The organism is Streptomyces sp. NPDC030838 (genome assembly GCF_055572035.1).
On sequence record NZ_JBVIED010000002.1, the window covers coordinates 353,109 to 374,098 of the forward strand.

A 20,990-nucleotide genomic window follows, 5' to 3' on the forward strand; every position below is an offset into this window, starting at 1 on the left:
GAAGTCTTGTGTGCCGGGCGGGAGTTGCGGATCAACCGGCGAACCAGCGGACCGGCTTCGGCGCCAGGTTCTGGTAGACGTGCTTGCTCTCGCGGTACTCGGCGAGTCCGGCGGGGCCGAGTTCGCGGCCAACTCCGCTCTTGCCGAAGCCGCCCCACTCCGCCTGCGGGAGGTAGGGGTGGAAGTCGTTGATCCAGACGGTGCCGTGGCGCAGGCGGCCGGCCACCCGGCGGGCCCGCCCGGTGTCGGCGGTCCAGACGGCGCCCGCGAGGCCGTACTCGGTGTCGTTGGCGAGGGCGACCGCCTCGTCCTCCGTGCGGAAGGTCTCGACGGTGAGGACGGGGCCGAAGACCTCCTCGCGTACGACGGTCATCTCGCGGTGGCAGCGGTCGAGGACGGTCGGCTCGTAGAAGTAGCCGCTCTCCGGCCGCTCGGGGGACGGCTCGGGGCGCTTGCCGCCGGAGCACAGCACCGCGCCTTCCCTGAGCGCGGACTCGACGTACGCCTCGACCTTGGCGCGCTGCTGCTCGGAGACGAGCGGCCCGCACTCGACGCCCTCTTCGGTGCCACGACCGGGGCGGATCCTGCCCGCCCTGCGGGCCAGTTCGGCGACGAAGCGGTCGCGGACGGACTCCTCGACGATGAGGCGGGCGCCCGCCGAGCAGACCTGGCCGCTGTGGATGAAGGCCGCGTTGAGGGCCTGGTCGACGGCGGTGTCGAAGCCCTCCTCGGTGGCGCAGGCGTCGGCGAAGACGACATTGGGGTTCTTGCCGCCGAGTTCGAGGGCGACCTTCTTCACGGTCGGGGCCGCCGCCTGGGCCACCTTGGTGCCGCTGACCAGGCCGCCGGTGAAGGAGACCAAGTCGACGTCGGGGTGCTCGGCGAGGCGGGCGCCGACGGTGTGGCCCGGGCCGGTCACGAGGTTGGCGACGCCGGCGGGCAGTCCGGCCTCTTCCAGCAGCCCGATGAGGGCGATCGTCGTCATCGGCGTGATCTCGCTCGGCTTGACCACGAAGGTGTTGCCGGCCGCGAGCGCCGGGGCGATCTTCCAACTGGCCTGGAGAAGGGGGTAGTTCCAGGGGGTGATCAGCGCGCAGACACCGACCGGCTCGTGGACGACGACGCTGTGGATGTCGGGCGAGCCCGCGTCGACGACCCGGCCGGGGGCCTCCGCGGCGACGAGGTCGGCGAAGTAGCGGAAGGCGTCGGCGACACAGTCGATGTCGATCCGGCCCTCCTCCACGGTCTTGCCCGCGTCGCGGCTCTCCAGGAGCCCCAGCTCCTCGCGGTCGCGCACGAGGAGGTCGGCGACGCGGCGCAGCAGGGCGGCGCGCTCGGCGACGGGGGTGCGCGGCCAGGCGCCGGCACCGCCGTCGAAGGCGCTGCGGGCGGCCTCGACCGCGAGGTCCGCGTCCTTCTCGTCACCCTCGGCGACCAGGGCGAACGGTGCGGCGTCCGCGGGGTCGAGGATCGCGCGCGTGGCTCCCGAGACGGCGTGCCGCCACTCGCCTGCCGCGTGGATGCTCTTCCGAGCCTGGAGTTCCGTACTGTCCGCCATGCCTGGTGTTGCCTCTCGTTCCTGTGTGTCCCCCCTCAGGACCGTGAGCGCCTGCCCCTGCCCCCCGGATGCATGCGCGATCCATGCCCGAAAGTGCGCTGCGTCACTGAACATGCGGGCATTTCGGGCAAAACCTAGGCTGGAAGGTGACGCGCACCACGGAGGTGACGCCCATGGCCCGGAAGGCGCTGATCTGCGCGCTCGCAAGCGCGGGCCTCCTTCTCTCCACCGTCCCGGCGGCCGTGGCGGGCGACGCCGACGACCTCTCCGCCCAGGAGCTCTCCGAGCAGGCCACGGACGGCCTTCTCGACGCGAAGTCCCTGCGGATGCGGATGACGGACCGGAGCACGGAGGCTACGGAAAGCAAGACGCTGCCGGTCTCGGCGGATCTGGCTCTGGACCGCAAAGGCAACTGCACCGGCAAGCTGAGGATGGGCGACGGCGGCGGCAGCCTGGAGATCGTCAAAAAGGGCGACAAGGTGTGGATGAAGCCGGACGCCGGGTTCTGGAAGGCGCAGCTGCCCGGCCCCGATGGCGAGGCTGCGGCCGATCTGTTCGAGGACCGGTATCTCCACGGCTCCACCAAGAACGAGATGCTCAAGGACATGGCCGGCGCCTGCGACCTGAAGGTCATCCAGGACGAGATCGAGGCCCTCGACACCGGCGACGCCGCGGTCACCAAGGGCGACGAGACGACCCGCGACGGACAGAAGGTGGTCCCGCTGACGGAGCGGACCGACGGCGAGACGGCCACCGTCTACGTCACCGCGGACGCCCCGCACCGCCCGGTCGAGGTGACCCTGAAGGGCGCCGGCATCGACTCGACCCTGCTCCTCTCGGACTACGACAAGCCGGTCCGGGCGGAGACCCCGTCCCCGGAGGACACGGTGAACGTCGACCGCCTCGAGGAGGAACTGCCGGAGGTGTGACCAGAGGCGGGGCGACGTGACCGGAGGCGGGCCGGCGCGACCGGAGGCAGGCCGGTGTGACCGGAGGCGGCCGGTGTGACCGGAAGCGGGCCGGTGTAACCGGAGGCAGCCGGTGGATCAGAAATCGGCCGGCGGATCCTCCCCCACCCGTCCGTCCACGAACTCCCGTATGAGATCCGCCTGCCCCACATGGCGCGCGTACTCCTCGATGAGGTCGGCCAGGATCCGCCGCAGGCTCGGCGACTCCCCCGTGGACGTGGTGTACGCCGCGAGGTGACCGGCGTCGCCGCCGCCGTCCAGCACCTCCCGCACGGCGGCCCTGGAGCGGGCCACGGCGGCCTCCCACAGCCCGCGCAGTTCCTCGGGGCTGTCCCCGGCGGCCGATGTCCAAGGCCAGTCGGGCTCGGCCTCCCAGTCCACGCCGTCCCACGGCGCGCCCGGCTGCCGCCCGAGCAGCCGCCGGGTGAAGTACTCGTCCTCGACCAGCGCCAGGTGCTTCAGCAGCCCGCCGAGCGTGATGGCCGAGGGCGCGAGCCGGGTGTTCAGACCGGCGGAGTCCAGGTCCGCGCACTTCCACGCGAGCGTCCTTCGCTGGCGCTCCAGGGAACCGATGAGGGTGTCGATCTCACTGCCGGCGATGGGCGGTTCCACCGGAACCGGCCGAGTGTCCAGAGTCATGGGCGAGAGGCTAGACCCCGGCACTGACAACGGCGCCGCCCACGCGATGCTGACGGAGGCTCAGACGATGTACCGGGCGGGCGGGACGACCCTGGAAACGCCGAAGGCCCCGTACGGGACGGGGCCTTCAAGCGAAGAAGCAGGACAGGGGCTCAGATGAGGCCGAGGGCGCGGACCGCCTCGCGCTCCTCCTCCAGCTCCTTGACGGAGGCGTCGATGCGGGCGCGGGAGAACTCGTTGATCTCCAGGCCCTGGACGATCTCGTACTTGCCGTCCTTGCAGGTGACCGGGAAGGAGGAGATCAGGCCCTCCGGGACGCCGTAGGAGCCGTCGGACGGGATGCCCATGGAGACCCAGTCGCCGTCGGCGGTGCCGTTGACCCACGAGTACACGTGGTCGATGGCGGCGTTGGCGGCGGAGGCGGCCGACGAGGCGCCGCGGGCCTCGATGATGGCGGCGCCGCGCTTGGCGACGGTCGGGATGAAGTCCTCGGCCAGCCACTTCTCGTCGTTGACGACCTCGGCGGCGTTCTTGCCGGCGACGGTGGCGTGGAAGATGTCCGGGTACTGGGTGGCGGAGTGGTTGCCCCAGATGGTCAGCCGCTTGATGTCGGCGACCGTCGAGCCCGTCTTCTTCGCGAGCTGGGTCAGCGCGCGGTTGTGGTCCAGGCGGGTCATCGCGGTGAAGCGCTCCGCCGGTACGTCCGGGGCGGCGGCCTGCGCGATGAGCGCGTTGGTGTTGGCCGGGTTGCCGACCACCAGGACGCGGATGTCGTCCGCGGCGTGGGCGTTGATGGCCTGGCCCTGCGGCTTGAAGATGCCGCCGTTGGCCTCCAGCAGGTCACCGCGCTCCATGCCCTTGGTGCGCGGGCGGGCGCCCACCAGGAGGGCGACGTTGGCGCCGTCGAAGGCCACGTTCGGGTCGTCGGTGATGTCGATGCCCTGGAGCAGCGGGAACGCGCAGTCGTCCAGCTCCATCGCGGTGCCCTCGGCGGCCTTCAGCGCCGGGGTGATCTCCAGGAGGCGCAGGCGGACCGGCACGTCCGCGCCGAGCAGCTGGCCGGAGGCGATGCGGAAGAGCAGGGCGTAACCGATCTGGCCGGCCGCGCCGGTGACGGTGACGTTCACGGGAGTGCGGGTCATGGCGTTCTCCGTATGACAGCTGGCGGTGGGGCGTCCCTGCCCCGGGGGTTCGGATGATCGATCTCTTGGCGTCAAGAGATATCCGCGGGTCAGGCTATCGCGCATCCGGGATGCCGGACGGCCGGGTCCGTGTGGCCCAGCCCACAGACCGCCCGACTGCCACAGACACACCATCCGACCCACGAGCAGACACACGAAAAAGGCGGCCGCCCGTCCGGGAGAGGGGAGACGAAGGCGGCCGCCGTGCGGGGGTACCGAATCGTGCCGGACTCCCGTGGGGGTACCTTCCGCCTGCCCCGGATCCGGGCGGCCATACCTGTTCTCCCCGGCCGATTTCCACCGGCCGGGATCCGCCGCCGTCCGCCCCGCCCGCCGGCGGTGCGGTTACCGGGTGCAGCCCTTCTCGCCTACTGGGTGCAGCCCTTCTCGCCCGAGGCCAGCGTGGCGCACGCGACCGCGTCGCCTGCGTCCTTGACGGCCACCATCGGGGTGTACGCGATGGTGTCGCCGACCGCGGTGATCGAGCCGTTCTCCCGGGCCTTGCCCGCGGTCACCTCGACCTGGTCGCCCTGGGCGGCCTGGGTGATGCGGCCCCAGGCGGCGCCGCAGGTCTCGCTGTAGCGGACCTCGACGACCGTGGTGCCGATGGTCGCGGTCTGCGCGGTGGTCACCAGGTCGCCGCTGCACCCCATGCTCTCCGCGTCCTTGCCGGTGCAGCTGTCGCCGCTGCACTTCACGCCCGGCGGCAGCGCGGCGTCGCTGGTGACGGAGGGCGAGGGAGAGACCTTCGCCCCGGCGTTGTCGCCGTCCCCGCCGGCCTGGGTGAGGTAGAAGGCGCCGGCCACCACGACCAGCACGCCGACGACACCCGCGGCGAACATCGACAGCCGGCGCTTGCCGCCACCGGCGGGCGCGGCCGGTGCGGCGGCCGGGGCCGACGGGCCTCCGGACGCTCTGCCACCCGCTCCCGCTCCGGCGCCGCCCGCTCCCGCTCCCGCGCCGGCCGCTGCCGCTCCCGCGCCGGCCGTGCGGCCGCCCGCCGGGGACGGTCCGGCGTATCCGGCGACGTTCCAGGAGTTGCCGCCGGAGGAGCGCTGCCCGGCCGAGGGCGCCGACGGCGTCCGTACGTCCGCGTCCGACGCGGTCGGCTGCTGCGGCACCGTCGGGGAGACACCCGCCGGACCCGCGATGCCCGGCGTCGCCGTGGCGGTGCGGCGGGCGGTCTTGCCCTTGGCGTTCGCGGGCGGCGGGCCGAACTCGCTGAGCGCGGCGCGCGCCTGGGAGATTCTGATGGCCTCCATGGTCATGTCGTGGCGCATCTCCGAACGGCTCCAGGCGCGTTCGGCGAGCTCCCACATGGTGGTCAGATGGATCGGATTGGTGCCGGTGACCTCGGCCAGGGCCACGATCGCGCCCTTGGGCGCGAGCAGCCGGCCGCCCAGGTAACGTTCCCAGGACGTCTTGCTGTATCCGGTGCGGTCGGCGACCGCGGCGACGCTCAGGCCGCTGCGGTCCACGAGCCGCCGCAGCTGACTGGTGAACTCCCTGATCTGCGGATCGAGTTCATCCGGCAAGGCCTTCCAACGAGGCATTGCTTCCCCCCTCTTCCCCCCGGGTAGTGCTGGCTGTTCCCCCGCCCACTGGGATGCGCGTCGTCAGGATCTCAGTTCCCCCGGCGGCGGCGCACCCCCGCACCGCCCTGATTGCCCGACCTTGTGGCCCGATGGGACACATTAGCCCCGCCGTGCCGTGCCTTGGCCGCACATCCCCGAACTTGTCAATACATCGACACAACGGGGACACATGGGCGGTCTCGTCCGTATCAGTCGTTTTCCGGTCGCTCACCGGCACCACCGTGTCGATGTGCGACAACGCGCGGACACCGTAGCGGAACGGTCACTTCCGTGCCACAGCGAACTGACAGACGTTGAACAGGCTGTTCGGGTACGGGAGGTTGGTCGTGGGCGGCGGCCCGTCTTCTCACGGGGGTGAGGACGGGCCGCCGTACCGCGGGGTCAGCCGCTGACCGTGAAGTGCAGCGCGTCGTTCAGGAACGGGATCCTCAGCAGCGGGTCCGGCTGCGCCATCAGCGCCAGCAGGACGATGGCGAGACCCAGCGCGCCGTAGGTCGCGATGTCCGTGAAGCGGGAGCGTACGGCGAGCATGCCGACGCTCGGCAGGAGCCAGCGCATCACGGCCCCGGCCAGCAGGGCACCGCCGATCACCAGCGTGCCGGCCCGGAACACGTCGAGCGCGGTGATCAGCAGGCCGAGGGCGACCGTGGCCAGCACGGCGAGCATCGGCCACTGCCGGGCGGGCGCCGGGGCGGCCCCGGAGGCGGCCCGGCCGCCGCCCTCCGGGCGGGCGGTGTCCCGGGTGAACAGCGGAAAACGACGGGTGACCCGGCGCGGCCGGCCCTCGGCGTCCGGCGCGCTGACCGGATCCCGCACCTCGACGGTCTCGGGCGTGTTCCCCGTGACCCGCGGCTCGACGGTCTCGGGCGTGTCACCCGCGATCCGCGGCTCGACGGCCTCGGGGGCGTCACCTGTGACCCGCCGCTCGACGGCCTCGGGCGTGCTGCCCGTGGCCCGCGGCTTCTCACCTGCGGCGTGCCCCGCGCCGCGGTTATCGGCCGACACTGCGCTCCGCCGCCTCGACCACGTTGACCAGCAGCTGCGCCCGGGTCATGGGGCCGACGCCGCCCGGGTTCGGGGAGATCCAGCCGGCCACTTCCGCCACACCGGGGTGGACGTCGCCGACGATCTTGCCCTCGGCGTTGCGGGAGACGCCGACGTCGAGGACGGCCGCGCCCGGCTTGACGTCCTCTGGGCGGATCAGATGGGCGGACCCGGCGGCGGCGATGATGATGTCCGCGCGGCGCAGGTGGGCCGACAGGTCACGGGTGCCGGTGTGGCACTGGGTCACGGTCGCGTTCTCGCTGCGCCGGGTGAGCAGCAGCGGCATCGGGCGGCCGATGGTGACACCGCGGCCGACGACCACGACCTCGGCGCCCTTGATCTCCACGCCGTAGCGGCGCAGGAGGGTGAGCACGCCGTTCGGGGTGCAGGGCAGCGGCGCCGGCTCGTTGAGGACCAGCCGGCCGAGGTTCATCGGGTGCAGACCGTCGGCGTCCTTGTCCGGGTCCATGAGTTCCAGGATCCGGTTCTCGTCGATGCCCTTGGGCAGCGGCAGTTGCACGATGTAGCCGGTGCAGGCCGGGTCCTCGTTCAGCTCCCGGACGACCGCCTCGATCTCCTCCTGCGTCGCCGTGCCCGGCAGTTCGCGCTGGATGGAGGCGATGCCGACCTGGGCGCAGTCCCGGTGCTTGCCGGCGACGTACTTCTGGCTGCCGGGGTCGTCCCCGACCAGGATCGTGCCGAGGCCGGGCGTGACGCCCTTCTCCTTCAGCGCCGCCACGCGGGCGGTCAGATCGGACTTGATCGCGGCTGCGGTGGCCTTGCCATCGAGAATCTGGGCGGTCATGGCCCCCATCCTCCCGGATGACCGGCCCCCGGTTCCAATCCGGGCCCCCCGTTCCCGAGCCGTGACCTTGTTGCACTTGCACAACACATGAGAAAGGCGGCTGGACAATCCACCCGTGGCTGAAGAACGATTGAGGCCACAGTGCCGCGGGCAGTACCGGGGGGACGAACCGCATCTGTAGAACATTCCTCCGCATCGCGCCGCGCGTCGTCCCCGCACTTCGGCAAACGGAGGAAAGACCGCCATGAGTTTCGGCGACCCGAACAACCCCTACGGGCAGCCGCCCCAGCAGCCGCCGGCCGGCGCTCCGGGCTACGGCTACCCGCAGCAGTCCCCGCCCCCGCCCGGCGTACCGCCGCAGCAGAACTACGGCTACCCGCAGCAGCCGGCGTACCCCGGCTACCCGGGCGCCAACATGATGGCTCCGCAGTCGATGCCGGGCCTGCTGGTCACCGCCCGGGTCTTCCTGTTCATCATCTCGGCGGTGCAGATCCTGGCGGGCCTCGCCTGGCTGTACGTCGCGGCCTTCGTCAACGACGTCACGGACGCCGCGGACGACCTGTCCACGTCCTCGGACGACCCGTTCAGCGTGATAGGCGACGGCGGTGACGCGGCGGCCGGCATGCTGGTGTTCCTCGCGCTCGTCGCGCTGGGCCTCGCCGCGCTGTCCATCACGCTGGGCGTGAAGTTCGGCAAGGGCGGCCAGGGCATCCGCATCACCACGGTGATCTACGGCGCCCTCGGCACCATCGTCGGTCTGATCGGACTGTTCGTCGGCCTGGACTCCGGGATGGCCTCGGCGGTCATCTTCCCGCTGCTGTGGGTGATCTTCGGCGCCATCATCACGGCCGCCCCGGTCGTCCCCAGCGGCACCGCCTGGTTCGCCCGCCCGCGCTACTGAGCGCACGGTTCGCGCCATTCACACCCAAGGGCCGTGTCTCACCCGATCGAGGGGGGACACGGCCCTGGTGCGTCGCCCTGACCTGGCCTGGGTAGCTGTCGAGGCCGACGGGCTGTCGGGCACGGGTCGGGCACGGGAGACGCACCTTGTACAGCATCATCGTGGTACCTCCGCCGGCCGAGGGGGACGCACGCCGCGACCGCCGGTTCCGGCTCGCCCCCGGCGAGCGGCTGGCCTTCGGGCGCGGCAGCGGCAACGACCTGGTGATCGCCCACGACGGGGTGTCCCGCAGAGCCGGTGAGATCGCCGCGCAGGGCGCGTTCTGGATACTGAGCAACCTCAGCCGGGAGCAGACGTACGTCGTGGAGAACCCGGAGGGGGCCGGCGAGCACATCAAGGTCGGCCCGGGGCGGCTGGACGCGCCCGTGCCCTTCGAGTTCTCCCGGATCGTGCTGCCCGCCGCCGGTGATCTGCTGCCGGTCGAGGTGTGGGCGCCGCGCCACGACTACCTGCGTCCCGAGTCCGGGCTCGACGGCGTGACCACCGCGCCCGCCTTCTCCCTGGACCGCACCAAGCGCTACTTCGCGGTGCTGGCCGCGCTGTGCGAGCCCCGGCTGCGCGGCGAACCGCACGCCCCGCTGCCCACCGTCGACCAGGTCGTCGACCGGCTGCGCCCCGGCTGGCCGGCCGCGTCGCGCACCTCCGTGCAGTGGAACATCGACTATCTCGCCGTGAAGCTCCGGCTGAAGCCGGGCCCGGAGACCGCCGACACCGGGCCCCGGCTCAACGGCAAGAAGGAGTCCCTGGTGTCGCTGGCGCTCCGCTTCGACCTGGTGCGGGAGGACGACCTGCGCGTTCTCGCCGCCGGGCGCACGGGCGCGGACCGGGCGGCCGGGTGACCGGACGGGACGGACCCTACGCGGTACCGGTGCCCCGCGGATACCGGGTGGGCGCGTGGGAGGTGCGGGGGCCGATCGCGACCGGGGCGTTCGGCAGCGTGTACGAGGGCCGGCGGACCGGCGGCGACGACGCCCTCCCCCGCACCGCCGCCCTGAAGTTCCTGCCCACCGGCACCAGCACCCCCCGACAACTGGCCCATCTGCGCGAACTGATCGACCGCGAGGTCGAGTTGCACCGCCGGGTGGCCCGGCCCCGGCTGATCCGGATGTACGAGACGCTGACCGTGGACGACCCCGGCCGCCCCGGGCTCGACGGCGCCACCGTCCTCGTCCTGGAGAGGGCGGAGGGCTCCCTGGCGGCCCTGATCGCCCGGACGCCCCGCCCGCCGTCCGGCCCGGCGCTGCTGGCGCAGATCTGCGAGGGCCTGCACCAGCTGCACTCGGCGAACTGGGTGCACGGCGACCTGAAGCCGGCCAACGTCCTGCTGATGAAGGACGGTTCGGCCCGGCTCGCCGACTTCAACATGGCCGCCGAGCTGGAGGGCACCCACGCCTACACCCCCGCCTTCTCCACCCCCGACTACACCCCGCCCGAGCTCCTCTGGTCGGAGATCGGCGAACGCGGCCGCCGGATCCGCCCCTCGGCCGACATCTGGGCCTTCGGCGTGCTCGCCCATCTCGTCCTCACCGGCACCTTCCCGCTGCCCGGCGGTACCCCGACGGCCCGCCGCGACGCGGCCGCCGCGTACGCGCGCGGCACCGACGAACTGCGCCTCTCCCCCGAACTGCCGGAGCGGTGGCGGGAGATCGTGCGGTCCTGTCTGACCCGTACGCACGAGGAACGGATCGGCGGGGAGGCGCTGCTGCGACGGGTGCGGGAGGCCGCGGGCGAGGCGGGACCGCGCCGCCTTCGCCGCCGTACCGCCGTCCTGACCGCGGCGGCCTCCACCGCGGTGGTGGCCGCGCTCGGCTACGGCATCGCCACCTGGGCGGGGGACGACGGTCCCGGCCCCGGGCGCCCGGGCGCCGCCGCGTCGGCCGCGGCGTACGGCGCCGAAGAACTCCGTACCGACAAGGGCATCCCGGTCGCCTACCGCCGGCTCATCGTCGACTCGGCGCACTCCTGCACGCAGCCGGAGATCACCCCGGCGCTCATCGCGGCGATGCTGAAGGCGGAGAGCGACTTCGACCCCGACCTCGCCGACCCGGAGCGGGACGAGTACGGCATCGCCCGCTGGACCCCGCGGGTGCTGCGCTGGTGGATCCGCGAGGACGGCCTCCCGGCCTCGGAGACGCCCAGGCCACCCATCACCCCAGCCGAGTCGATCCCGGCGATGGGCCGCTACCTCTGCTTCGTCGAACCGCGGCTGAAGTCCTCCCTCCCCGGGGACCGGCGGGTGCTGGTCGCCGCCGCGTACCGGACGTCGTACGGAACGGTGAACGAGACGGGCGGCGTCCCCCCGAAGTACCGCGACTACGCATACCGCGTCGCCCACTACCTCAAGGAGTACACGCCGCCCGGCCGGACGTGACCCTCAGAGTTCCGAGGTACCGGCGCGGCCGGGCAGGCGGCACGGTGGAGCACGACCGAGGACGGGCCCCGACTCCCTCGGGGGAGAGCCGGGGCCCGCCGCACCACCGGACCACGACTGGGGGAACAGTCATGACCACCGCGCTCCGCAAGGCCCTCGCCCTCGGCGCCGCCACCGTCACCGCCGGCGCCGCGCTCACCCTCTCCACCGCGGGCAGCGCCCAGGCCGCCGCGCCCTGCTGGCAGGACGGCTCCGTCTGGTACTGCAACAACGCCACCGGCGCCAACGTCTACGCGGGTGCGAACAGCAACCGGGTCGTCGGCCGGATGTACTCCAACCCGTCCTTCTTCGTCTGCAAGTTCGACGGCGGCCAGAACCACGGTGGCCCGCACCCCACCCGCTGGGTCTACACCCAGGCGGACAACGGGGAGTGGGGCTGGATGAGCGACAACGACATCATCTCGGAGACGGACCCGCTGCCGTCCTGCTGAGGCACCGACAGGGCTGTTCGGCCACTCGTACAGGATGCGGGTGGCCGACTCGCCATGACCGGCGAAAGCCTCGCGATCGGGGCGCGGGGCAACCTAACCTTCCCCCTCACGGTATGGAGGGGGAGGGGACGATCGGTGTACAGCATCATCGTCGTGCCGCCGGCCTGCGGCACACCCGACGACCAGATCAGAATCGCGACAGGGGACCGGCTCGCCTTCGGCCGGGCGCGTATCGACGGGGGACTCGCCCTCGCGCACGACGGAGTGCCCCGGATCGCCGGCGAGATCACCGCGCACCGCACCTACTGGCTGCTGAGCAACCTCAGCGAGAACCAGACCTACGTGGTCGAGAATCCCGAAGGCGCCGGGGAACACATCAAGATCGGCCCGGGACGGCTGGACGCGCCCGTCCCCTTCGAGTTCTCCCGGATCGTGCTGCCCGCCGCGGGGGACCTGCTCGCCTTCGACGTCTGGGCGCCGCGCCACGCCTTCCGCAGCGCCGGCCGCGCCGGGCTCTCCGGAGCCGCCACGGCACCGGCGTTCGCCCTGGACCGCACCAAGCGGTACTACGCCGTACTGACCGCCCTGTGCGAACCCCGGCTGCGCGGCACACCGCACGCCCCGCTGCCCGCCGTGGAGGAGCTGGTGGAGCGTCTGCGCCCGGTGTGGCCCACGGTCAGCCGGTCCGCGGTCTACTGGAACATCGACTACCTGGCCGTGAAGCTCCGCCTCCGGCCGGGCCCCGAGACGGCGGAACCCGGCCGGCGCGTTCACGGCAAGAAGGAGTCGCTGGTCTCCCTCGCACTCCGCTTCGACCTGGTGCGCGAGGACGACCTCATCGTGCTGGCCCCGCCCGTCGGCGAGGTGGCCCGATGACCGAGGAGCACCGCGAGGCGTACGCGGTGACCGTCCCCAGGGGCTATCGCGTCGGCCCCTGGGAGGTCCGCGAACCCCTCGCGTCCGGCGCCTTCGCCACCGTCTACGCCGCTCACAACGCCGCCGGGGACGACGGACTGCCGGCCCGGGCGGCCCTGAAGTTCCTGCCCACCGGCACCCGCACCCCGCGCCAGCTCAGCCATCTGCGAGAACTGGCCGAGCGGGAGGTGACGCTGCTGCGGCGGCTGCGCGCGCCGCGCCTGATCCGGATGTACGCCACCCTGACCGTCGACGACCCGGCCGACCCCGAACTGGACGGCGCCACGGTCATCGTCCTGGAGCGGGCCGAGCGCTCCCTGCAGCAGTCCCTGGACCGGATTCCGCAACCGGGTGTCCTGCTCACCCAGATCTGCGAGGGACTGCACCAGCTGCACGACGCCGGCTGGGTCCACGGTGACCTCAAGCCCGCCAACGTCCTGCTGATGAAGGACGGCTCGGTACGCCTCGCCGACTTCTCCCTGGCCGCCGAACTGGAGGACACCCACGCCTACGCGCCCGCCTTCGCCACGCCCGACTACACCCCGCCGGAACTCCTGTGGCCCGAACTCGACGAACGGGGCACCCGCGTCCGCCCGTCGGCCGACATCTGGGCCTTCGGCGTCCTCGCCCACCTGGTCCTCACCGGCACCTTCCCTCTCCCCGGCGCCACCACGGAGGCCCGGACGGACGTGGCGACGCGCTATGCGCGCGGTACCGAGGAGCTGCGTCTGTCGGGCGAACTCCCGGATGCATGGGCGGAGATCGTGCGGGCGTGCCTGGCCCGCGAGCAGGCCGACCGGATCGACGCCGGGACGCTGTTGCGTCGGGTGAAGGAGGCCTCCGGGGACGCCCGTCCATCCCGCCCGTCCAGACGGAGCAGGCCCCGCTTCCGGCGCAGGCACCCCGTTCTCGCGGGGTGCCTCGCGGCCGTGCTGCTGGTCACGTCGGGCCTCGCGGTCGCGGCTGTCGCGGCCCACCAGTGGGCGACCCGGCCCGACGGGACGCCGGTGTACGAGGCCCTGCCCAGCGCGTCGGCGTTCCCCACGGGCGCCGCGGGCGAGGTGGTCTACGGCTACCACCGCTGTCCGGCGGACCATGTGTGCTTCTTCAGCGAGTACAACGGCAACGGGAAGATCTGCCGCTGGCGGGAGAGCGACGCGAACTGGCAGGCGGGGAAGGTGACCTGTCCCTGGGCGGAGAGCAGCCCCGTCCGCTCGGTGTTCAACAACATCGCCGGCGAACGGGGTCTGCTCGGTGTCGTGTACTACCGCGGCACCGACTTCGAGCCCGCGGGTTACGACCGCCGCCGTCCGGCCCAGCGGACCGGCTGCAGCAACATCAACAGCCAGGGGAACCTGGCGGGGACGTACGCGCCGCTCTCGCACAAGCTGGTGGAGAGCTGTTCCTTCAGTCCCTCGGTGTGGGGGCTGCTGTCGTCGCTGTGGTGATCCGTCACGGCTGGGGGTAGCGGTCCACGGCCTGGACCCGGCTGAAGGTCCACGTTCCGCTCCAGCTGCCGGTGTGGGCGCCGAAGGTGCCGTCGGACTTGGCGAGCATGGTCCACATCCGGACGCTGCCGTTGGAGTAGCCGTACAGGAAGCCGATGTCGTCGCGGCCGTCGCCGTCGTAGTCGCCGGTGGCGGGCTTCAGGTCGGCGCGCTGGACGCTGCCGGCGGCGATCTTCGGGGACACCTTGCGGGTGGCGAGGGTGCCGTCGGGAGCGGACAGGAAGGTGTGGAGGCCGTCGGAGCCGTCGGAGTACTCGTACCAGGCGGCGAGGTCGTCGCGGCCGTCACCGTCGTAGTCGCCGGACTGGACGCTGGTGGCGGCGCGGGAGCCCCAGTTCACGGCCTCCCAGCCTCTGACGGGGGCGGCGAAGCCGCCGCGCGCGTCGGCGAGGAAGGTGAAGGCCGTGGCGCCGCCGTCGGCGTGGTTGTAGAAGGCGGCGAGGTCGTCGCGGCCGTCACCGTTGTAGTCGCCGGTGGTCAGGTTCGAGTTGGCGTACGTCCAGCTGCCGGACGGGCTGGAGTGGGAGGCGAAGGGGTACGTGAAGCCGCCCCTCGCGTCGGACAGGAGGGTGAAGACCTTGTCCTCGCCGCCGCTGTAGTCGTACCAGATGGCCATGTCGTCGCGGCCGTCGCCGTTGAAGTCGCCGCTGACCGGGTGGCTGCGGGACGCGGTCCAGTTGCCGGGCACGGACCGCCAGGAGGCGAACGGCGTGTCGTACGAGCCGTCGCCCTTGGCGAGCCAGGTCCACATGCCCACGGTGCCGTCGGAGTAGCCGTACTGCGCGGCGATGTCGGCGCGGCCGTCGCCGTTGTAGTCGCCGGTGGTCAGCTTGGCGTTGGACGCGGTCCAGTTGCCCGCGGGGGCGATCCAGCCGGAGGCGGGTGTCGGGAAGGAGCCGTCGGCGGCCGCGAGGAAGCGGTTGATGGCGTCGCGGCCGTCCGCGAGGTCGTACCAGACGGCGAAGTCGGCGCGGCCGTCACCGTTGATGTCGTTCCGGACGACGGTGTTGCTGGACCAGCGGGACTCGCCGGAGGCGGTGCGCACGACCAGGTTGCCGTGGTCCTGGAGGACGAGGCTCCCGCCGGACGCGGAGGTCTTGGACTCCCACAGGGTGGTGCCGTCGGCCGCCTTGACGGCGAGGTTTCCGGCCGCGCTGAAGGTGGCGGTGGCGCCGGGGTGGCCGGCCGTCTTCGACGACCACAGGGTCTTGCCGGCGTTGGACGCCACGGTCAGGTTGCCGTCGGTGCCCATGGTGACCTTGGCGGACTTCGAGACGAGCGAGTCGCCGGAGCGCAGGCTCTGGCCGGGGGCGAGGGACATGCCACCCGGTGAGCCGTCGGTACGGGCGGCGATCGCGCCGGTGCGGGTCTCGGTGGTGCCGTAGCAGCCGCCCTGCCAGGAGCGGGAGTTGACCGCGACCAGTTCGTACGCCCCGCTGCCGGTCCGGCGCAGCACCGGACCACCGGTGTCGCCCTTGCAGACGGAGTCGTCGGCGGTCTTCCCGGTCATGGCGAGGGTGCCGGCGGCGGCCGAGTCCAGCGTGTAGTTCGCCTGGTGGAGCCTGCCGGGCACCCATTCCGTCTTGGTCCGGCCGTAGCCGAGCACGGTCAGGTCGTCACCGGCGGCGGGCGCGGTGGCGGCGAGCTTCACCGGGGTGATGCCGGGCGCCGGGGCGGCGAGGCGGGCGAAGACCAGGTCACGGCCCGCCCTCGGCACGATGTGAGTGACCTCGCTGACGTGGCCGCCGGTGCCGTTCAGATCGGTGCGGCCGACGGTGGCCACGGTCTTCAGCGCGGGCTTGCCGGCCGCCGGGGCGGTGCCGGACTGCGGGTCGGCGGCGAAGCAGGAGGCGGCGGTGACCAGCCACTCCGCGTCGACCAGGGCGCCGGAGCAGGCGCGGGTGCCGTCGCCGATGTCGAGGTGGGCGGCGTAGGTGTGGGTGCCGTCGGGGGTCGGAGTGCCGACGACGGCGTGCGCGGCGGGTATGGGCGCGGCGAGGACGAGGCCGGCGGCGAGCAGGGCGAGGGCACCGGCTCGGGTGACGCGGTGCGGGCGTCTGTCGTACGAGGACATGGGGTGTCTGGGGTCCCTTCGAGGCGGAGGCCTACTTGGTGGCGTGGAGTTCTACGAGGGTGTGGTCGCGTCCCTCGGGGTCCGCGCTCTCGCCGACCGCTCCCCAGGAGTTCGCGGCGACGGTGTAGGAGGTCTCGGTGCCGTCCACCGTCATGTCGGCGACGATCTTGTAGTCGGTGGTCTTGATGCCGTAGACCTGCGGCAGCTCCATGGCGACCCGGCCGGACGTGCCCTTGGCGGCGAAGCAGAACGGGTCGGCGTGGCCGCGTGCCCAGACGTGGATCTGGTTGGCGGCCGAACCGCACTCGGCGAACAGGATGTTCCCGTCGCCGGTGAGCAGACGGATGCCGTGCTCGGCGTAGATCTTGTCGGCGTCGGGGTAGGCGAAGTCCTCGACGGCGACGGGCGGCAGGTCGTCGGCGGCGGCGGAGGGGGCGCCGGTGAGCGACAGGGCGGCGGCGACAGCGGCGGAAGCGGCAAGGGCCGGCGCAAGCAGGCGTCTCAGGGATCTCATGGGCTCTCTCTATCAACCGGTTTGCGCCACGTGTCCCTCAAAAGTTCGAGGGTGTGCGCTCCCGTCCGCAGGGTTACGGTGCGTCGCTCAAAGCCCAACTCCCCTGCCGCACGGGAAGGATGCCCGTTTTGTCGCCCTCGCTCTGGAGCAGACGCCGCTTACTGACCACTCTCGCGGGAGTCACCGCCGCCCCCGCCCTGCCGTCCGTCCTCACCCTCACCGCCGCCCCCGCGCACGCCGCCGAAACCGACGGCACCTACAACGGCCTGCCCGACACCGAACGGGGCCGGGCGGTCTGGGCGTACAAGACGGGAGGCAGGGCGGTACGCGACGCCGCGGCCGTCGCCCTCGCCGGTCCGCCGGCCGCCGTGACCGCCTTCCTCACGAACGAACTGCCCGTCGCACAGGCGGAGGACAACCGCTTCGCGGTCATCTCCAGCCTCCCCTACGCGGGCAAGGCCACCCGCGCGTCCGCCGGTACGGCCCTGTCGGCCGGGGACGACGCGATCAGCGCGTTCCTGAGCGACGGCTACGAGGCGCCCGTGCACGAGGACCTGCGGGTGGCGGTCCTCACCGTCATGAACCATGGCGGTACGGCCGTGAAGCGCGAGGCCAACAAGGCGCTGACGGCGGGCACTCCGGCGGCCCTGCGGACGTTCCTGGAGACGACCCAGTACACCGCGCAGCACGAGGACGACCGGGCCGCGGTCTTCACGATCCTCGCCACGGCTTCTCCGGAGGTGAAGAAGTACGCCGAGCGGGCGCTGAACGACGGCTCGCCCGAGGCGATCGGCTGGTTCCTCGCGTCCGGGCAGTACATAGCCCGCGCCCGGGACGAAGAGGCCGCGAAGATCGACCAGTTGGTCGCGATCGTGCAGCGCGAGGGCCGACGGGCCAAGCTCAAGACGGAGCAGGCCGTCGCCGCCTCCACCCGCGCCAAGGAGGCCGCCGAGAAGGCCAAGGCGGCGGCGCTGAAGGCGGCGGCGGAGGCGGCGGCGGCCAAGGAGGACGTCGCCAAGTCGGCCAGGGCGGCGAACGACGCGGCGAGCGCCGCGCGCGGGGCCGCCGACGCCGCCAACACCGCGATCGCCGCGTCCCGCACCGCCCAGGCCGCCTCCGGCCGCGCCGCCCGTGCCGCGCAGGCCGCCGCGGCAGCCGCTGCCGCCGCCGGGAACGCCGCCTCCCGCGCCTACAACGCCGCGATCGCCGCGTCCGCGGACGCGTCCAAGGCCGCCGCGGCCCGCCAGGCGGCGCAGAACGCACGGGCCGCCGCCGGCCAGGCGCGCACCGCCGCCGCGGCGGCCGACCAGGCCGCCGTCGCCTCGGCGGAAGCCGCCGGCGCCGGAGACGCCGCCGCGAGCGCCGCCACGAACGCGGCCGCTGCCGCGAACGCGGCGGCCGACGCCGCGGCCTCCGCGGGCGTCGCCCAGTCCCAGGCCGCGAAGGCCCGGCAGGCGGCGGCCGAGGCGAATGCCGCCGCCGCGCGGGCCACCCGGGCCGCGAACACCGCCCAGACCCTGGCCAACCGGGCCGCAGCCGCCGCCCGCGTGGCCCGCGACGCCGCGAACAGCGCCGCCGCGCACGCGGAGAAGGCCGCCGACGCGGCGGACGAGGCGGCGGCCCACGCGGGCCAGGCGGTGGAGTACGCCAAGCGGTCCACCGCCTACGCGGCCGCCGCGGTGGAGGCGGCCACCACGGCGGCCAACGCCGTCAAGGAGGCCCAGGAGGTCGAGAAGGCGGCCCGCGAGGCGGAGACCGCCCGCATCGCCCAGGACACCCAGACCGGCATCGAACTGGCCCGCCTGGTGGCACAGGCGGAGACCGCCGAGGCCGAGCGCGCGAACAGGGCGCGGACGCAGGCCGACCAGACCTCAGCGCAGACCAAGGACCTCATCGCCGCCGCCGAGGCGGCCCTGAAGTCCGGGGACACCGCCACCGCCGTGACCACCGGCCGCAAGGCCGCCGTACGACTCCTGGACTCGACCGGAACCTGGACCCGCGAGGCCGCCGAGTTCGCCCTCGCCGGCACCGACGAGTCCGTCCTCAACTGGATCGACGCGGACCGGGTGCTGGCCCAGCGGCAGGACGACCGCGAGACGGTCCTGGCCGTCGCCAAGGCGGCGAAGGCGTCCGTCGCCGACGCGGCACACCGGGCCCTGGCCAGTGACGACCCCGAAGCCGCCGCCGCCTTCCTCACGACCGGGGCCATCGAGGCGGCGAAAGTGGACTATCGGGTCGCCGTGCTCAGGGTCCTGGACGACAACCCGGGGCCCGCCGTCCGGGCGAAGGCCGAGGCGGCGCTCGACGACGGCAGCGCGACGGCCCTGCACCACTTCCTCACCCTGGGGGTGACGGAGGCCGTCAAGGAGGACGACCGCGTCGAGATCCTGCGCCTCCTGGACTCCGGCGGCCCCTACATGCAGTCGGCGGCGCAGATCGTCCTGGAGGGCTCCGCGCGGATGCGGCGGCACTTCGTCGTCCACGACAAGTACGACGTCGCCCGCCTCGACCAGGACCACGCCACCCACGTCGCCGCGATCCGCGCGGCCATCGCCCACGCCGCGAGGATCGCCGCGAAGGCGCTGGAAGACGCGGCACTGGCGTCCAAGGCGGCGGCGGAAGCCCGCCAGGCCGCGGCCGAGGCGACCGAGTGGGCGGCGAAGGCGAAGGGCTACGCCGCCGACGCCGCGAACTCGGCACAGCAGGCGAAGGAGAACGCGGACGCCGCCGACAGGTCCGCGGCCGAGGCGGCCCAGTCGGCGGAGAGCGCGAAGCAGGCCGCGTCGGTGGCGCAGAGCGCGGCCCGCAGCGCCAACTACTCGATGCGGCAGGCGATGGCGTCCGCGCAGCAGGCCACGACGCACGCGTCGAACGCCCAGAACTCCGCCGCTCAGGCGCAGGTATCCGCGGACCAGGCCGGTCAGGACGCGCAGGCCGCGGCCGACGCCGCGAGCGAGGCGCAGCAGATCGCCGCGGACAAGCGGCAGGCGGAACTCGAGGCCGAGGCGCAGGCAGCGGCCGAAGCGGCGGAGCAGAACGAGCAGGACGGGACGGACCCTTCGCAGGGGGCTGACCAGGACAAGCCCTGGTACGTGGACGCGGGGCTCTGGCCCGAGGACGTCGACGACCCCAAGGACTGGGCGAGCGTCACCAGCCATTGGGCGACCATCGTGGGCACCGCCGGGACGATCGCGTCCCTCATCCCGGGAGGCCAGGGCGTGGGCCTGGTGCTCGGCGGCATCGCCCTGGGCCTCTCGGGAACGAGCGCCGTCCTCAACGGGGTCGGTCACGGCTGGCACAGCGCCGAGTTCAAGAGCTCACTCGGCCAGTTCCTGGTCGGCGGCATCTTCTACGGCCAGGGATGGATGTTCCGTGGCGCCGGTTTCAGCGACGAGATCGGCGTCAAGGTGGCGGAAACGGCACGTGGTGTCGTGGACTCCGCCATCGGCGCACTCACCTGGTGGTGAACGACTCCGCCCCGCCCGTGCCTAGAGTGCCCGTACGAAGGGCGCCCAGGCGCGGGCGAGGGCGTCCCCGTGTCCGTACGACTGAGTCGTACCCGTGAAGGGCGTGCCCGGCTGGAGGTCACCGACCCCGACCCGTACACCAAGAACCGTGTGGTGCGTGTTACGGCCCTGAGACCGTCGAGGGACCGGCGCGTCGCACCGCCCCTGCGATCATGGTCTCTGCTACGGCACCACATCCTCAACGGGGAAAAGGACCTACATGAACTTGCGTACATCCCGCGCCCGTATAGCCACCGCCGCGGTGAGCGCCGCCGTCGCGGGCGCGCTCGCGGTGAGCGCATCGCCGGCCTCGGCGGCCGCGTCCAACGGCTACGTCAGCGGCGCCGGCTCGTTCTACGACGACTTCGCGGACGAGGGCACGCTGTCGACCCTGTCGCACAACGACACCAACGCGACCTGCCTGTGGCAGATCATCCTCTACGCGGAGGGTGTCAAGGAGAGCAACGGTACGCAGTTCGACTACGCCGACATCACCGGCAAGTACACGTCGAACACCGCGTATGCCACCAAGCAGCTGCAGAAGGCCTGGGGTCTGACGCAGGACGGCAAGGTCGGAAAGAACACGTTCGGCTCGGCCGACGACAAGTGGAACCCCACCACCCGCGCGGGTGAGCTGGAGTACCGGAGCACCGGCTCGACCAACGCCACCAAGTACAAGATCCGGTACCACGGAGAGCGGTACTACTTCGACATCTTCCGCACCGGCGACGGCAAGTACCGCTTCTACCACAAGAGCGTCTGGCACTACGCGTCGTACAAGAGCAACAGCGGCTGCAGCTGACACCTGCCCGCGACACGCGGTGGCCCGCCGGTCGGTGACCGGCGGGCCATCGCCCGTT

General features: G+C 72.6%; 17 protein-coding genes. 9 read left to right on the forward strand and 8 right to left on the reverse strand.

Annotation, left to right across the window (positions count from 1 at the left end):
• Positions 1-31: 31 nt before the first annotated feature.
• Positions 32-1,558, reverse strand: a complete 1,527-nt coding sequence (locus ACZ42A_RS08700) for an aldehyde dehydrogenase family protein (protein WP_468526456.1) — start codon at positions 1,556-1,558, stop codon at positions 32-34.
• A 146-nt stretch (positions 1,559-1,704) separates the two neighbouring features.
• Between ACZ42A_RS08700 and ACZ42A_RS08705 the strand changes: the two genes are divergently transcribed.
• Complete coding sequence (locus ACZ42A_RS08705; RefSeq protein ID WP_468526457.1) at positions 1,705-2,487, forward strand: hypothetical protein; 783 nt, start codon at positions 1,705-1,707, stop codon at positions 2,485-2,487.
• 117 nt (positions 2,488-2,604) lie between these two features.
• Here the strand turns inward: ACZ42A_RS08705 and ACZ42A_RS08710 are convergent, their stop codons facing one another.
• From ACZ42A_RS08710 to ACZ42A_RS08730, 5 genes are all read right to left on the reverse strand, one after another.
• Positions 2,605-3,165: a mycothiol transferase gene (locus ACZ42A_RS08710; protein ID WP_468526458.1), complete on the reverse strand. Its 561-nt coding sequence runs from the start codon at positions 3,163-3,165 to the stop codon at positions 2,605-2,607.
• 152 nt (positions 3,166-3,317) lie between these two features.
• Positions 3,318-4,307 carry a malate dehydrogenase gene (locus tag ACZ42A_RS08715; protein WP_468526459.1) on the reverse strand — a complete coding sequence of 330 codons (990 nt, stop codon included), beginning with the start codon at positions 4,305-4,307 and terminating at the stop codon, positions 3,318-3,320.
• A gap of 407 nt (positions 4,308-4,714) precedes the next feature.
• Positions 4,715-5,899: a helix-turn-helix domain-containing protein gene (locus tag ACZ42A_RS08720; RefSeq protein ID WP_468526460.1), complete on the reverse strand. Its 1,185-nt coding sequence runs from the start codon at positions 5,897-5,899 to the stop codon at positions 4,715-4,717.
• Positions 5,900-6,322: 423 nt separating this feature from the next.
• Positions 6,323-6,757 carry a DUF3017 domain-containing protein gene (locus tag ACZ42A_RS08725; RefSeq protein WP_468526769.1) on the reverse strand — a complete coding sequence of 145 codons (435 nt, stop codon included), beginning with the start codon at positions 6,755-6,757 and terminating at the stop codon, positions 6,323-6,325.
• Positions 6,758-6,932: 175 nt separating this feature from the next.
• A complete protein-coding gene (locus ACZ42A_RS08730) occupies positions 6,933-7,790 on the reverse strand; it encodes a bifunctional methylenetetrahydrofolate dehydrogenase/methenyltetrahydrofolate cyclohydrolase (RefSeq protein WP_468526461.1) in 858 nt (285 codons plus the stop codon).
• Positions 7,791-8,034: 244 nt separating this feature from the next.
• Here ACZ42A_RS08730 and ACZ42A_RS08735 point away from each other — a divergent pair, with 244 nt between their 5' ends.
• The 6 genes from ACZ42A_RS08735 to ACZ42A_RS08760 all read left to right on the forward strand — a co-directional run bounded on the left by ACZ42A_RS08735 (position 8,035) and on the right by ACZ42A_RS08760 (position 13,976).
• Positions 8,035-8,691: a hypothetical protein gene (locus ACZ42A_RS08735; RefSeq protein ID WP_468526462.1), complete on the forward strand. Its 657-nt coding sequence runs from the start codon at positions 8,035-8,037 to the stop codon at positions 8,689-8,691.
• 146 nt (positions 8,692-8,837) lie between these two features.
• Positions 8,838-9,590 carry an FHA domain-containing protein gene (locus ACZ42A_RS08740; protein ID WP_468526463.1) on the forward strand — a complete coding sequence of 251 codons (753 nt, stop codon included), beginning with the start codon at positions 8,838-8,840 and terminating at the stop codon, positions 9,588-9,590.
• Complete coding sequence (locus tag ACZ42A_RS08745; protein WP_468526464.1) at positions 9,587-11,122, forward strand: protein kinase domain-containing protein; 1,536 nt, start codon at positions 9,587-9,589, stop codon at positions 11,120-11,122. Before ACZ42A_RS08740 ends, ACZ42A_RS08745 begins: the two co-directional genes overlap by 4 nt.
• A 131-nt stretch (positions 11,123-11,253) precedes the next feature.
• Positions 11,254-11,613 carry a hypothetical protein gene (locus ACZ42A_RS08750; protein WP_468526465.1) on the forward strand — a complete coding sequence of 120 codons (360 nt, stop codon included), beginning with the start codon at positions 11,254-11,256 and terminating at the stop codon, positions 11,611-11,613.
• Positions 11,614-11,748: 135 nt separating this feature from the next.
• Positions 11,749-12,489 (forward strand): FHA domain-containing protein, encoded by a 741-nt coding sequence (locus ACZ42A_RS08755; RefSeq protein ID WP_468526466.1) that lies wholly within the window; start codon positions 11,749-11,751, stop codon positions 12,487-12,489.
• Complete coding sequence (locus ACZ42A_RS08760; protein ID WP_468526467.1) at positions 12,486-13,976, forward strand: protein kinase domain-containing protein; 1,491 nt, start codon at positions 12,486-12,488, stop codon at positions 13,974-13,976. Before ACZ42A_RS08755 ends, ACZ42A_RS08760 begins: the two co-directional genes overlap by 4 nt.
• A gap of 4 nt (positions 13,977-13,980) precedes the next feature.
• On the opposite strand, the gene ACZ42A_RS08765 is transcribed toward ACZ42A_RS08760, so the two are convergent.
• Together ACZ42A_RS08765 and ACZ42A_RS08770 are read right to left on the reverse strand one after the other, a co-directional pair.
• Positions 13,981-16,110, reverse strand: coding sequence for an FG-GAP-like repeat-containing protein (locus ACZ42A_RS08765; RefSeq protein WP_468526468.1), 2,130 nt, complete (start codon positions 16,108-16,110; stop codon positions 13,981-13,983).
• A gap of 31 nt (positions 16,111-16,141) precedes the next feature.
• On the reverse strand, positions 16,142-16,624 hold the full coding sequence (locus ACZ42A_RS08770; RefSeq protein ID WP_468526469.1) for a hypothetical protein: 483 nt from the start codon (positions 16,622-16,624) through the stop codon (positions 16,142-16,144).
• Positions 16,625-16,752: 128 nt separating this feature from the next.
• Here ACZ42A_RS08770 and ACZ42A_RS08775 point away from each other — a divergent pair, with 128 nt between their 5' ends.
• Both ACZ42A_RS08775 and ACZ42A_RS08780 read left to right on the forward strand, forming a co-directional pair.
• On the forward strand, positions 16,753-20,091 hold the full coding sequence (locus ACZ42A_RS08775) for an ALF repeat-containing protein (protein ID WP_468526470.1): 3,339 nt from the start codon (positions 16,753-16,755) through the stop codon (positions 20,089-20,091).
• A gap of 259 nt (positions 20,092-20,350) precedes the next feature.
• On the forward strand, positions 20,351-20,932 hold the full coding sequence (locus tag ACZ42A_RS08780; RefSeq protein WP_468526471.1) for a peptidoglycan-binding domain-containing protein: 582 nt from the start codon (positions 20,351-20,353) through the stop codon (positions 20,930-20,932).
• Positions 20,933-20,990 lie beyond the last annotated feature (58 nt).

Excerpts from the sequence above, each read along its gene's own strand:
- ACZ42A_RS08765 (WP_468526468.1), bottom strand. The coding sequence starts at position 16,110 with ATGTCCTCGTACGACAGACGCCCGCACCGCGTCACCCGAGCCGGTGCC.
- ACZ42A_RS08710 (WP_468526458.1), bottom strand. The coding sequence starts at position 3,165 with ATGACTCTGGACACTCGGCCGGTTCCGGTGGAACCGCCCATCGCCGGC.
- ACZ42A_RS08715 (WP_468526459.1), bottom strand. The coding sequence starts at position 4,307 with ATGACCCGCACTCCCGTGAACGTCACCGTCACCGGCGCGGCCGGCCAG.
- ACZ42A_RS08760 (WP_468526467.1), top strand. The coding sequence starts at position 12,486 with ATGACCGAGGAGCACCGCGAGGCGTACGCGGTGACCGTCCCCAGGGGC.
- ACZ42A_RS08770 (WP_468526469.1), bottom strand. The coding sequence starts at position 16,624 with ATGAGATCCCTGAGACGCCTGCTTGCGCCGGCCCTTGCCGCTTCCGCC.
- ACZ42A_RS08700 (WP_468526456.1), bottom strand. The coding sequence starts at position 1,558 with ATGGCGGACAGTACGGAACTCCAGGCTCGGAAGAGCATCCACGCGGCA.
- ACZ42A_RS08750 (WP_468526465.1), top strand. The coding sequence starts at position 11,254 with ATGACCACCGCGCTCCGCAAGGCCCTCGCCCTCGGCGCCGCCACCGTC.
- ACZ42A_RS08780 (WP_468526471.1), top strand. The coding sequence starts at position 20,351 with ATGAACTTGCGTACATCCCGCGCCCGTATAGCCACCGCCGCGGTGAGC.
- ACZ42A_RS08735 (WP_468526462.1), top strand. The coding sequence starts at position 8,035 with ATGAGTTTCGGCGACCCGAACAACCCCTACGGGCAGCCGCCCCAGCAG.
- ACZ42A_RS08730 (WP_468526461.1), bottom strand. The coding sequence starts at position 7,790 with ATGACCGCCCAGATTCTCGATGGCAAGGCCACCGCAGCCGCGATCAAG.
- ACZ42A_RS08720 (WP_468526460.1), bottom strand. The coding sequence starts at position 5,899 with ATGCCTCGTTGGAAGGCCTTGCCGGATGAACTCGATCCGCAGATCAGG.